Here is a 12,534-nt window from a genome sequence, read left to right as displayed (position 1 = left end):
ACGACTTCGCCGTCCTTCGCGTCGAGGCTCACCATCACCGTGCCCGGGTACTCGGCGCTGATCTCGCCGACGATTCCGGGGGTCTCGACGGCGGCGGTGCCGAGGATGACGCGGTCCACGCCGCGCTCGAGCAGTTCCGTCGCGTCCGCGACCGAGCGGATGCCGCCGCCGACCTGCACGTCCACGCCCGTCGCGTCCAGGATGCGCTCGACGGCGTCCGCGTTCGCGCGCTCCCCGTCGAACGCGCCGTCGAGGTCCACGAGGTGGAGGGTGTCCGCGCCCGCCGCCACCCACCGCTGTGCGGCCTCGACGGGGTCGCCGTACCGCCGCTCGGTGCCTCGTTCGCCCTGCACGAGCTGTACGACCTCGCCGTCCTGCATGTCGACGGCCGGGACGACCTCGAAGGACTCGAACGTCATACCCGCCAATCCACCCGGCACGCCTAAAAGCAACTCGGCATCGGCCGAACCGTTGGATTCCCGCCGGTAGACGCCCTCGACGGCACGTCCCAGATTCCGAGCAGAACAAAAACTACTATGACTGCGGGCCGCGAACGCTTCGGACGATGCCGACGGTTGAATACCTCAATTACGAGACGCTGGACGACCAGGGCTGGGACATGGACGACGACGACCTCTTCGAGAAAGCTGCCGACGCCGGCCTCGACGGCGAGGACTACGGCACGCTCGACGTTGCGGAAGGCGAGTACATCCTCGAAGCGGCCGAGGCGCAGGGCTACGATTGGCCGTTCTCGTGTCGCGCCGGGGCGTGTGCGAACTGCGCGGCCATCGTGAAGGAAGGCGAAATCGACATGGACATGCAGCAGATTCTCTCCGACGAGGAAGTCGAAGAGAAGAACGTCCGCCTGACCTGCATCGGCTCCCCGGCAGCCGACGAGGTCAAGATCGTCTACAACGCGAAGCACCTCGACTACCTCCAGAACCGCGTCATCTAAACGACGGCGTGGACCGCGCGTTTCGCATTCGGGCGTTCCCAGCCTCGAATGGACCAACTTTTTCGCGCTGACGCCGTTCGGAGAGCCCCTGCCACGCCTCGGCGAGTTCGGGTGTCAGTGGCCACGGGGTCCGCAACGGCTGCCGTCTAATCGCTGCGGTGGTGGCGCCGGTGGCGCCGGGCACTCCCTCCCGTTCGTGACGTACACACTCGGGAGGAGCGTCGCAGCCCGATTCTCGTCGCCCGTTTTCGAGAGCGCCCCGGCACAGAGTCGGGCGTCCCGTCCGAACGACGAGACACCGTGACTCGCGAGATGGCGACCAACGGAACCGACGTAAGCGTGTTTCTCCGAGTAATGGGGCCTAAGTAGGCGTGTTTCTTCGAATTCTCCTGTAATGCGCCGGCCCGTTCGGGAGCACGTCCTGTCCTCTACGAGCCCGGCGGTTCTGAAGTACTACCTCTACAAGGCCACGAAAGCGGTCGAGTTCTACCGGCCGATCATGTACCTCTTCTTCCTCGCACAGGGCCTCAGCTTCACCCAGATTACGATCCTCGAGGCGCTGTACAATCTGACGACGCTGTTCGGCGAAATCCCCACCGGCTGGGTCGGTGACCGGGTCGGTCGGCGAAACAGCCTCCTCGTCGGCACGACGCTCATCTCCGTGACGCTGCTCGGCATCGGGCTCGCAGACTCGTTCGTCCAGCTGGCGGTGCTGTACGTCTTCTGGTCGGCGGGCTACAATTTCCGTTCGGGAAGCGAGGACGCGTGGCTGTACGACACGCTCACCGACGACCGATCCACGGACGACTTCGCGCACGTCCGCGGCCGCGGGGAGTCCGTCGCCCTGGGGATCGGCGTTGGTGCGGCCGTCCTCGGCGGCTACCTGGGCAGTATCGATCTCTCGTACCCCTGGTTCGTCGCCGCCGCCGTCACGGGCCTCGGCGCCCCGGTGTTGCTCTCCGTGAACGAATCGGAGACGTACGAGGAAACAGACTCCGGCGACCTGAGCCTCCGTCGCTCCGTCGACATCGCGATGGACGTGCTCTCGCGCTCGAATATCCGCGCGTTCGTCGTGTACTACTACGTCCTGTACGCCGCCGTCACGTACCTCGTGTTCGTCTTCCTCCAGCCGATCTTCCAGACCGTCGTCGTCGACCTCGGTGTCTCGGAGTCCCGCGTCGAGTCGCTGCTCGGGTGGTTTTATGCCGTCTACAGCCTGTTCGGGGCTATCCTCAGCTACTACACCGGTGCGATCCGGGACCGCCTCGGCGTCCGAACCTGGTTCACTGTCCTCCCGTTCGTGCTCGGCGCTGCACTCGTCGGGATGTACTTCGTCCCGCTGCTGGCGCTCCCGACGTTCCTGGTCGCCCGCGGCGTCTCGGACGTGACGCGGTCGCTGGCCGGCCAGTACATCAACGACCGCATCGGGACGCTCGGGCGAGCCACCGTGCTCAGTACGATGGCGATGATCGGCGGCCTGACCGTCCTCCCCTTCCAGCTCGGCAGCGGCGTCATCTCCGACTACGCGTCACCGCTGTTTGCGCTCGCTGTTTCCGGCGTGGTCCTCGTTGTCGGGTCCGCTGCCATTCTCGCCTGGGAGCACCCAGTGGCCGACTGAGTCCGGTGGTAGTTCTCCGGCGTATGTGACATTCAATGCCGCGCGCAGCCCCGTCCGACGAACGGAGGGGGTCGCGCTCCTTACGCGGAGGCGTCGTATCCGGCGTCGGTGACGGCGTCGACGAGCACGTCCGCTTCAGCCGCCCCTTCGACGGTTACCGATTCGGCGTCCCGGTCGGCGCTCGCCTCCGCGACGCCATCCAGGCCTTCGAGCGCTTCTTCGACCGTCTGCTCGCAGTGCCCACACGTCATCCCTTCGACGGTGATCGTCTGCGTCATACCGTCTGGACCTATGGGGGATGCGTCTTTGCCAGTTACTACTTCAAATCCAAAGCGAACGCGACGCAGAACCTCGTGATCGAAAGCAGACACCGAGGGACTGTATTCCGGCCGCAGCACCTGTACACTGCCTGCGCGACCTCGACGAGACTGACCGAGAGATTCTCTCGGTGTTGACAGCGGACGTACGGCGGGACAGAACGTCTGAGAGTGTGTCGAGAGCCACCTCGATGGGGTTCCGGCCGACGACTCGGTGACAGTCGACGACGTCGAGTGCGAGCCGTCACTGGACGGCACCGAGTTCGCGATCGCGTCTGCGGAGTGCGGAAACACGGTCGACACCGAGGGTGAGTCGGCCCGCATCGACGAGACGGTGTCTCACTTCTGCTGTGGGTCCTGTCGTAGTCGGTTCGAAGAGCAGTACAAGCGCCTCGAAGAAGGGATGTAGTGGACTCCCGCGAGTCCGGGGGTGAACTGGCTGTTCGGGTAGACCGTCTCCCGGGGGATGGATGGCCTGGTCGATCTCGGCGCTCTTCACGACCCGTCGCCTTCGATTATGAACTGTGTTGCAGCGGTTAGTTTGATTTTGAAGCAGTAAACGCACTAAAGCAGGCGCTCTTTAGTACAAACAACATGGGTACCAGAACGACACACCTCGATATTACGGGGATGTCCTGCGCTAACTGTTCTGCGACAGTCGGGGACGCCCTCGAGTCCCTCGACGGCGTGGTTGACGCGAACGTCAACTTCGCTACCGACGAGGGGTCCGTCGAGTACGACCCCGAGGCGGTATCACTCGGCGAAATTGCCGACGTCATCGACGAGGCGGGGTACGGTGTGGTGCTGGAGACGGCGACGATCGCCATCTCCGACATGACGTGCTCGAACTGCGCCGAGTCCAACGAGACCGCCCTCGAAGCCGTTCCGGGCGTCACCGACGCCGAGGTGAACTACGCCACGGACGAGGCGCAAGTGACGTACAATCCCGCGGACACCGGCCTCCAGGCGATGTACGACGCCATCGAGGGCGCGGGGTACTCGCCCGTCCGCGAGGACGCCGGCGGGGACGACTCCGAGGAGAGCGCTCGCGACGCGGCCCGGGAGGCCGAGGTCAGCAAGCAGCTCCGGCTGACGCTGTTCGGCGCGGCGCTCTCCGTCCCGATGCTGTTCTTCATCGCCGAGAAGTTCCTCCTCGGGGGAACTGTCCTCCCCGAGACCGTCTTCGGCGTCGACTTCGGCTGGGTCCACTTCGCGCTCGCGACGCCGGTCTACGTCGTCCTCGGGAAGCCGTTCATCGAGAACTCCTACAAGGCGGTCGTCACGAACGGCCGTGCCAACATGGACGTCCTCATCGCGCTCGGCTCCTCGACCGCGTACTTCTACTCGGTCGCGGTGCTCGGGGACCTGATCGCCGGGAGCCTGTACTTCGACACGGCAGCGCTCATTCTGGTGTTCATCACGCTCGGTAACTACCTCGAAGCCCGCTCGAAGGGCCAGGCAGGCGAAGCGCTGCGGAAGCTGCTCGAGATGGAGGCCGACACGGCGACCGTCGTCGACGAGGACGGGAACGAGGAAGAAGTCCCCCTCGAGGACGTCCAGGTCGGCGACCGGATGAAGGTCCGACCCGGCGAGCAGATTCCCACGGACGGCGTGGTCGTCGACGGGCAGTCCGCCGTCGACGAGTCGATGGTCACCGGCGAGTCCGTCCCCGTGGAGAAGGCGGAGGGCGACGAGGTCGTCGGCTCGACCATCAACGAGAACGGCGTGCTCGTCGTCGAGGCGACGAAGGTCGGCGAGGACACGGCGCTCCAGCAGATCGTCAAGACGGTCAAGGACGCCCAGTCTCGCCAGCCGGACATCCAGAACCTCGCGGACCGCATCTCCGCGTACTTCGTCCCGGCAGTCATCGCGAACGCCCTCTTCTGGGGCGTCGTCTGGTTCCTGTTCCCCGAGACGCTGGCCGCGTTCGTCGAGTGGCTGCCGCTGTGGGGCCAGGTCGCGGGCGGACCGGAAGCGGCGGGCGGCGCAGTCACCGTCTTCGAGTTCGCGGTCATCGTGTTCGCTTCGGCGGTCCTGATCGCCTGTCCCTGTGCGCTCGGTCTGGCGACGCCCGCCGCGACGATGGTGGGGACGACCATCGGCGCGCAGAACGGCGTCCTGTTCAAGGGCGGTGACGTCCTCGAACGCGCGAAGGACGTCGACACGGTCGTCTTCGACAAGACGGGGACGCTCACCGAGGGCGAGATGGAGCTCACCGACGTCGTCGCCTTCGACGGCGGGGGCGAGCCGGTCGCGGACGGTGGCGAACCGACGGCGGACGGCGGCCAGCTGACCTCCCGTGAGCGCCGCTCCGAGGACGACGTGCTCCGACTCGCCGCGATTGCCGAAAGCGGGAGCGGACACCCGCTCGCGAGGGCAATCGTCGAGGGCGCCGAGGAGCGCGGGCTGGCGGTGAGCGAGCCCGACGCGTTCGAGAACGTCCCTGGGCACGGCGTCAAGGCGACAGTGTCCGTCTCCGGCTCCGCCGGAGGCTCGTCGGACGAGTCCGACGGCGGCAGCGAGATACTGGTCGGCAATCGGAAGCTGTTCAGGGACAACGACATCGACCCCTCGCCCGCGACGGAGACGTTGGAACGCCTCGAGAACGAAGGCAAGACGGCGATGCTCGTCGGCATCGATGGCGAACTTGCGGGCGTCGTCGCCGACGCGGACACTGTCAAGGAGAGCGCCAGGGACGCGGTGAGCCAACTGCGGGCCCGCGGCGTCGACGTGATGATGCTCACCGGCGACAACGAGCGGACCGCCCGCGCCGTCGCCGAGCAGGTGGGTATCGACCCCGAGTTCGTCCGTGCGGAGGTGCTCCCGGAGGACAAGTCCGATGCGGTCGAGGCCATCCAGGCGGACGGCCGGAAGGCGATGATGGTCGGGGACGGCGTCAACGACGCACCGGCGCTGGCGGTCGCCCACGTCGGGACGGCCATCGGGAGCGGGACGGACGTCGCTATCGAAGCGGCGGACGTGACGCTGATGCGCGACGACCCGCTCGACGTGGTGAAGACGATCCGGATCTCCGACGCGACGCTCCAGAAGATCAAGCAGAACCTCGTCTGGGCGCTCGGGTACAACACGGCGATGATTCCGCTCGCCTCGCTCGGATTGCTCCAGCCGGTGCTCGCGGCGGGCGCGATGGCGTTCTCGTCGGTGTCGGTCCTGACGAACAGCCTGCTGTTCCGGCGGTACACGCCCGACGACGACTACGAGCTGCTCGGCCGACTCCGCTGAGTCGGCGCGCCGAGCCGGGAGAGTTCCGTGCAGGGCGACTCGAGAGGGTTTCGACGGCGATCCTCGGACGACGACGGCTACCGGGCTCGGTCCACCCTGGACTGAGCGCCGCCCCGACTCGGGGTGGCAACCACACCTCGCCGATTTCCGCCGGGAGACGAGACGCGTCCCGTCTCGGCGTCTCACTGGAGACCGCCGGGTAGCCGCGCACGAGAGCCGGGTCGTCCCGCCCCGGCGACGTGTCACGTCTTAAACCACTCTCGAAATCAGTACGTTGTACGAACGCCGCGAAATTCCAGCGAAAATATTTCGCGTTGCCCTCCACTCGTCGAAGAGAGTGTGGCCGAAACTGGGTACGGGTAAAGATTAATCAACTAACGGTGAGAAGTCGTCCCCGTAACTATGTCAGAACACGGTGTAGACGGGCTGAACAGCATCGAGCGGCTCGACAAGGAACACGTGTTCGGCACGTGGGCCTTCCAGAGCGAAGTCACCCCGACAGAGATCGTCGACGCGGACGGCGTCCGGTTCACTGACGCCGACGGCCAGTCGTTCATCGACTTCTCCGGCCAGTTGATGTGCTCGAACCTCGGGCACTCCGCCACGAAGGTCTCGGACGCCATCGCCGAGCAGGCCGAGGACGTCCCGTACGTCGCGCCGAACTACACGACCGAGGCGCGCGCACGCCTCGGCGAGAAACTCGCGGAGGTGACGCCGGGCGACCTCTCGAAGACGTTCTTCTCGACGAGCGGGACGGAGGCCGTCGAGGCCGCCATCAAGATCGCGAAGTTCTACACGGGCAAGGACAAGATCGTCTCCCGGTATCGCTCCTACCACGGGGCGACCTACGGGTCGATCAGCGTCACCGGCGACCCGCGCCGCCTCGCGTCCGAGCCGAGCATGCCCGGCGCCATCAAGGCCCCCGACCCCTACGCGTACGGGTCGACGCTGGACCCGATGGAGAGCCTCGAGTACATCGACGAGATGCTGATGCTGGAGGGCGACACGGTGGCGGCGATTCTCGTCGAGCCGATCGTCGGCTCGAACGGCATCCTCGTGCCGCCCGATGAGTACCTCCCGCGCCTGAAGGAGATCGCTCACGACCACGGCGCGTTGCTCATCTGCGACGAGGTGATGGCCGGGTTCGGCCGGACAGGGGAGTGGTTCGGGTCCGACGTCTACGACGTCACCCCGGACATCATGACGATGGCGAAGGGCCTGACGGGCGCCTACCAGCCGCTGGGCGCGACCATCGTCACGCCCGAGATCGCGGCGCACTTCGAGGACAACATGCTGACGCACGGCCACACCTACGCCGGGCACCCGGTCGCGTGTGCGGCCGGCCTCGCCGCAATCGAGACCTACCAGGAGGAGAACCTCATCGAGCGCGCCAGCGAGATCGGCGAGTACCTCGGCGAACGCATCGACGGCCTCGCGGCCGACCACCCGAGCGTCGGCGAAACGCGCGGCGTCGGCCTGTTCCGCGGCATCGAACTCACGAAGAGCACCGAGGAGCGCGTGCCGTTCGGGGCCCGTGAGGACAAGGTGTCGAAGGGCAGCACCGTCGTCGACGAGGTGTCGAGCACGGCCTACGAGCACGGCACGTACGTCGCGAACATGATTAACACGCTCATCATCGCGCCGCCGCTGACCATCACCGAGGACGAAATCGACGAGGCCATCGAGGCGCTGGACGTCGCCCTCGAGGTCTCCGACGACGCGATGGATGCCTGACGCGGGCCGGACCCGCGTTCGGCCGGCCTCGCCTCGCAGGTGGATTGTCTCCCCGTCGCCGCGCTCTCGTCTCGCGGTTCGGTCGCCTCACCGTCGCCCCGTGACTGGATGCCGGCGAGCTCACTGGCCCGAATAGTATCCGAAATTCAGCCCGCCGACCGCGCCAAAATCGTCCGTCCGTTCGGAGAACTGCTAGATTAATTGGATAATTTTATGCACTGTGCGTCACAGGGGCAAGGTATGGCTCAAGCGAAAGTCGGCGACTTCGACGAGATGGACCTCGAGTTGCTGCGGTGCATCGAGGCGGACTTCGACGTCAGCCTGGAGACGCTGTCCGACGAACTCGACCTCTCGAAGTCGGCCATCCACTACCGGCTCAACAACCTCAAGGAGAGCGGCGTCATCCGGGGCGTGACCGCCGACCTCGACCCCGTCTCGTTCGGCCTGGACATGGTCGCGATCACGGAGGTCGCGGTCACCCACGAACAGGGGTACTCGGAGGACATCGGCACCAGCCTCGCGGCCGTTGAGGGCGTCGAACAGGTCTACTACACGATGGGCGACGTCGACTTCGTCGCCATCTCCCGGGTGCAGGACCGCACCCAGATGAACGAAGTAATCGAAGACATGGTCGCCATCGACGGCGTCAACGAGACGTCCTCCCGGTTCGTCATGGACGAGATCAAAAGCGACCCACAGATCATGCCGAGCGTCTCCGACGACGTCGAAGCCCAACTCCTCGAGGAGTGACCGCCCGTAGCGGGGACGTCGGTCGGTCTCGTTCCGACGCCGCCGCTGCAGTGCTGGACTCATGGCCCGCCACCTTGGTCCACCGACGCTTTCGGGTGGTCTGGTCCACAGGCAACGAAAACACCTAAGCGGGCGGCGTCCCCGACACCCGGTAGTGAACGCCTCGATACCCGACCTGGCGCGGTTGCTCGTCGTGCCCGCCCTCGGCTGGGCGGCCTATCGGGACGTGCAGACGCGCCGCGTCACGAACGAACTCTGGGGGCCGCTGGTGCTCCTGGGCGCGGTCCTCGTCTTCTGGGATGGCCTGACCGCCCTCGGACGGCCCGGGGCCTTCCAGCCGTTCGCCGTACGCGTGGCGTTCAGCCTGCTGTTCGTCGTGCCGCTGGCGTACGCCTTCTGGTACTTCGGCGGGTTCGGCGGCGCAGACGCCCGCGCGTTCATGACGCTCGCGGTCGTCTTTCCGACCTACCCGTCGTACGAACTACTCGGGTACTCGCTGCCGGTCGTGGAGACGTACCTCGGCGTGTTCTCGCTGACGATTCTCACCAACACCGTCCTGCTCGGCCTGGCGTACCCGCTCGTGCTCGGCGCCCGCAACGCCGCCGCCGGCGAGTTCTCCGTGGTGATGTTCGTCGGCCGCCGCGTCCCCATCTCGGAGCTCACCGAGACCCACGGCAGCCTCCTGGAGACGCCCTCGGGGTTCACGCGCGACGGCCTCGACCTGGACGCGCTCCGGATGTACCTCCGGTACCGCGACCTCGAACTCGCGGACCTCCGGGTCGACCCCGAACTCCGCGACCCCGGAACGCTCCCCGACGACCCCGACGAACCGACAGACGGCGCGGTCCTCACGGACGGCAGCGGCGACCCGTGGGGGGCCGCGGCGTTCCTCGAGGACATCGACCGGTCGGCGTACGGCACGACGCCCGCGGAACTCCGCGAGGGCCTGGACGTCATCGTGGACAACGAGGAGGTCTGGGTCACGCCGGGCGTGCCGTTCATCGTCCCGCTGTTCGTCGGCCTCCTGGTGGCGCTGACGGGCGGCGACGTGCTCTTCTGGCTGATGGACGCGCTCGGCCTCGTCGCGGCGTGACCGCGCGACCGCCGGCGCTCGATTCGGTGCCGTGCCGCCGTCGCAACCGCTAACCGGCCGGCAGCCTTCGCTCCGGGTATGGACTTCGAAGTCGACCTGGACTTCGGCGACGACGGCCTCGTCCCAGTCGTGGCTCAGGACGTCGACACCGAGGAGGTGGTGATGGTCGCGTACGCGAACCGAGACGCGGTCGAAGCGACCGTCGAGACGGGGCGCGCGCACTACTACTCGCGGTCCCGCGAGGAACGCTGGGAGAAGGGCGCGACCAGCGGCCACACCCAGGCCGTCGCGGAAGTGCGCGTGGACTGCGACGGCGACGCGCTCCTCTACCGCGTCGACCAGACCGGCGGCGCCTGCCACACCGGCTACCACTCCTGTTTCTACCGAACGCTGGACGGCGACGTCGTCGGCGAGCAGGTGTTGACCCGGACGACGTGTACTGACCCGGGAGGCCGGCCGGCGGGTGGGTCACGCCAGCGACAGAAAGCCTATCCGGCCGAACGTCCACCTGTCATGTAATGCCAGACGCGCAGGCCGCCCGCGACTCCGCCGACCCCGACGGCGTCGTCGCCGACCTCCAGGCCGCCCACGCCGCCCGCGAGGACGCCAAGGCGGCCATCGAGGACGTCGGCGAATCACGACTCCGGACGCTCCGCGAGGCCCTCGACGGCCTCGAGCGACTCTTCGACCAGTACGAGGAGGCCGCGACCGGCACGGGGGACTTCGAGTCCTACATCGCGTTCCAGGACGACCTCGTCGCGTACGTCGAGGACCTGGACGACGACCTCCCCGAGCGAGACGCCTTCGAATCCCTGCTGGACCTCTTCAAGAAGCGCCGCCTCGCGGACAGCGACTTCGCTGAAGCCCGCGACCGGCTGCGCGACGCCCGCGACCTCGCCGGCCGCCTCGAAGCGCTCCAGGACGCCCGCGACGAGTACAGCGTCGCGACCAAGCGTGCGCGGGAGCGCATCGACGAGTACGACGCCGAAATCGAGCGCCTCGAACGCCTGCAGCGGCTCGGGGACGCCGACCTCGACGCGCCCGTCGAGACGCTCCGCGACCCCATCGATGCGTACGACGACGCGGTCCGGGAGTCCTTCACGTCGTTCCGCTCGACGGCGCCCGCCCGCGAGGTGCTGGGCCTCGTCCAGACCGCACAGGCGTACCCGCTGGTCGAGTTCGACCCCGTTCCCGACGACCTCGCGGCGTTCGTCGACGACCGCGAGGCCGGCACCGAGCCGATTCCGCAGCTGCTGGAGTACGCCGAGTACTCGCCGTCGAAACTCGACCACTACGTCTCCGAGCCCCGGGCGCTGAAGCGCGCGATTGGCGGCAACCGGACGTACCTCGACCGCCTGGACGCCGACCCGCTCACGGTCGGGTGGCCGCCCGCGCCCGCGGACGAACTCGTCCACCGCCTCGATGAGGTCGTGTCCGTGGTCGCGCGGTTCGCCGACGACGACGTGCTCGAACGCCTCCACACCGTCCGGCGGCGCGTCCGCGACGACGACTACCCGCGCCTCCGGAACGCCGCGGTCGCCGCTCACGAACTCACGGACGCGGAGAAACGAGAAATCGAAGCGGGCGTCGCGGACGACCTCGCGGCCGCACGCGAGGCGCGAGACACACTCCAGGACGCCCTCGAGACGTACTAGGGCGGCCGTCGTCGCTGCCGGTGTCTGGCTGGCTTACTCGCCGACGCCGGCTTTCGCCGCGCGCATCGCGGCCGCGAACTCCTCGGCCAGCGACCGCGCGCGGTTCCGGTCTGCGGCTTCCGCGTAGATGCGGACGACGGGTTCCGTGCCGGACGGCCGCGCGAGCACCCACGCGTCGCCGTAGTCCAGGCGGTAGCCGTCGATGGTGGTGCGGTCGACGTCGGCCTCGAGCGCGCGCTCCTCGGCGGCGCCCAGGAGGGCTTCGCGCTCGGCGTCGTTGTCGTAGCCGACGTTCACGCGCACGTTGTAGTAGTCGCTGTACGGCGCGACGACCTCGCTGACAGTCCGGTCCGCGAGCAGTTCCAGGAACCGGGCGCCCGTGTACGCGCCGTCCCGGGTCGTCCGGTACCCCGGGAAGATGATGCCGCCGTTGCCCTCGCCCGCGACGGGCACCGACTCGCCCTCGGACTCCAGTTGGCGGATGCGCGTCATGATCTGGGTGGAGCCGATGGGCGTGAGTTCCAGGTCCGCGCCCGTGCGGTCGCAGACGTCCACGAGGCGCTGGCTGACGTTCACCGCGGAGACGGTGGTGTCGGACTCCGAGAGTTCGGCTTCCGCGAGCGCCGCGAGCGTCGCGTCCCCCTCGACGTACTCGCCGTGCTCGTCGAAGAAGATGGCGCGGTCGGCGTCGCCGTCGTGTGCGATGCCGACGTCCGCGTCGCCGCCCGCACGAGGCGGCCGAGGTCGCCGAGGTTCTCCTCGACGGGTTCGGGGTCGCGGCCGGGGAAGTGGCCGTCGGGCTGGCTGTTCACGGTGACGACCTTGCAGCCGAGGCGGCGGTAGAACTCGGGGCTGGTGAGCGAACCCGCACCGTGGCCCGGGTCGAGCGCCACGGTGAGATTCGCGTCCGCGATGGCTTCGCGGTCCACCGCGTCGAGCAGGCTGGGTGAGGTAGCGTCGGCGCGCGCGCCCGACGTCCCGGTCGCTGCCGACCTCGTCCCACGCCACGGCGTCGAACTGCTCGGTGAGGAACTTCCGCTCGACGCGCTCCAGTTCGGCCACCGGGAGTTCGACGCCGTCCGCGCCCACGAGTTTCACGCCGTTGTACTCCGCCGGGTTGTGGCTCGCGGTCACCATCACCGCCGGCACGCCCTCCCGTTCGGCGTACG

9 protein-coding genes and 3 pseudogenes are annotated in these 12,534 nt (G+C 67.7%); 9 read left to right on the top strand and 3 right to left on the bottom strand.

Going from position 1 to position 12,534, the window contains the following annotated elements; translation table 11 throughout:
- A partial coding sequence (locus tag GRX66_RS11265; RefSeq protein WP_201292996.1) for a HisA/HisF-related TIM barrel protein occupies positions 1 to 419 on the bottom strand: 419 nt, incomplete at its 3' end.
- A gap of 146 nt (positions 420 to 565) precedes the next feature.
- Here GRX66_RS11265 and fer2 point away from each other — a divergent pair.
- Positions 566 to 955 (top strand): ferredoxin Fer2, encoded by a 390-nt coding sequence (fer2, locus tag GRX66_RS11260; RefSeq protein ID WP_159526648.1) that lies wholly within the window; start codon positions 566 to 568, stop codon positions 953 to 955.
- Between the two features lie 394 nt (positions 956 to 1,349).
- A complete protein-coding gene (locus GRX66_RS11255; protein ID WP_201292995.1) occupies positions 1,350 to 2,573 on the top strand; it encodes an MFS transporter in 1,224 nt (407 codons plus the stop codon).
- A gap of 80 nt (positions 2,574 to 2,653) precedes the next feature.
- On the opposite strand, the gene GRX66_RS11250 is transcribed toward GRX66_RS11255, so the two are convergent.
- On the bottom strand, positions 2,654 to 2,851 hold the full coding sequence (locus GRX66_RS11250; protein WP_159526647.1) for a heavy-metal-associated domain-containing protein: 198 nt from the start codon (positions 2,849 to 2,851) through the stop codon (positions 2,654 to 2,656).
- 262 nt (positions 2,852 to 3,113) lie between these two features.
- On the opposite strand from GRX66_RS11250, the pseudogene GRX66_RS11245 reads away from it, so the two are divergent.
- The 7 genes and pseudogenes from GRX66_RS11245 to GRX66_RS11215 all read left to right on the top strand — a co-directional run.
- A pseudogene (locus tag GRX66_RS11245) lies at positions 3,114 to 3,299 on the top strand (ArsR family transcriptional regulator); the annotation flags it as partial.
- A gap of 185 nt (positions 3,300 to 3,484) precedes the next feature.
- On the top strand, positions 3,485 to 6,133 hold the full coding sequence (locus tag GRX66_RS11240; RefSeq protein ID WP_159526646.1) for a heavy metal translocating P-type ATPase: 2,649 nt from the start codon (positions 3,485 to 3,487) through the stop codon (positions 6,131 to 6,133).
- Positions 6,134 to 6,535: 402 nt separating this feature from the next.
- Positions 6,536 to 7,867: an aminotransferase family protein gene (locus tag GRX66_RS11235; RefSeq protein WP_159526645.1), complete on the top strand. Its 1,332-nt coding sequence runs from the start codon at positions 6,536 to 6,538 to the stop codon at positions 7,865 to 7,867.
- A 240-nt stretch (positions 7,868 to 8,107) separates the two neighbouring features.
- Complete coding sequence (locus GRX66_RS11230) at positions 8,108 to 8,617, top strand: Lrp/AsnC family transcriptional regulator (protein WP_159526644.1); 510 nt, start codon at positions 8,108 to 8,110, stop codon at positions 8,615 to 8,617.
- A 154-nt stretch (positions 8,618 to 8,771) separates the two neighbouring features.
- The gene (locus GRX66_RS11225) at positions 8,772 to 9,710 is read left to right on the top strand and encodes an A24 family peptidase (protein ID WP_325064071.1); all 939 of its coding nucleotides are present in this window, start codon (positions 8,772 to 8,774) and stop codon (positions 9,708 to 9,710) included.
- A 78-nt stretch (positions 9,711 to 9,788) separates the two neighbouring features.
- Positions 9,789 to 10,153, top strand: a pseudogene (hisI, locus tag GRX66_RS11220) (phosphoribosyl-AMP cyclohydrolase).
- A 75-nt stretch (positions 10,154 to 10,228) separates the two neighbouring features.
- Positions 10,229 to 11,365: a DUF7118 family protein gene (locus GRX66_RS11215; RefSeq protein WP_159526641.1), complete on the top strand. Its 1,137-nt coding sequence runs from the start codon at positions 10,229 to 10,231 to the stop codon at positions 11,363 to 11,365.
- A 33-nt stretch (positions 11,366 to 11,398) separates the two neighbouring features.
- Here the strand turns inward: GRX66_RS11215 and GRX66_RS11210 are convergent.
- Positions 11,399 to 12,534, bottom strand: a pseudogene (locus GRX66_RS11210) (phosphoglucosamine mutase); the annotation flags it as partial.

This window comes from Halobacterium bonnevillei (genome assembly GCF_009831555.1).
Classification (GTDB): Archaea; Halobacteriota; Halobacteria; order Halobacteriales; family Halobacteriaceae; genus Halobacterium; species Halobacterium bonnevillei.
Note: the sequence above shows the minus strand (reverse complement) of the source record. Positions and strands in the feature narration are given on the sequence as shown.

Coding starts and splice junctions, on each gene's coding strand:
- fer2 (WP_159526648.1), top strand. CDS start 566: ATGCCGACGGTTGAATACCTCAATTACGAGACGCTGGACGACCAGGGC.
- GRX66_RS11255 (WP_201292995.1), top strand. CDS start 1,350: ATGCGCCGGCCCGTTCGGGAGCACGTCCTGTCCTCTACGAGCCCGGCG.
- GRX66_RS11250 (WP_159526647.1), bottom strand. CDS start 2,851: ATGACGCAGACGATCACCGTCGAAGGGATGACGTGTGGGCACTGCGAG.
- GRX66_RS11240 (WP_159526646.1), top strand. CDS start 3,485: ATGGGTACCAGAACGACACACCTCGATATTACGGGGATGTCCTGCGCT.
- GRX66_RS11235 (WP_159526645.1), top strand. CDS start 6,536: ATGTCAGAACACGGTGTAGACGGGCTGAACAGCATCGAGCGGCTCGAC.
- GRX66_RS11230 (WP_159526644.1), top strand. CDS start 8,108: ATGGCTCAAGCGAAAGTCGGCGACTTCGACGAGATGGACCTCGAGTTG.
- GRX66_RS11215 (WP_159526641.1), top strand. CDS start 10,229: ATGCCAGACGCGCAGGCCGCCCGCGACTCCGCCGACCCCGACGGCGTC.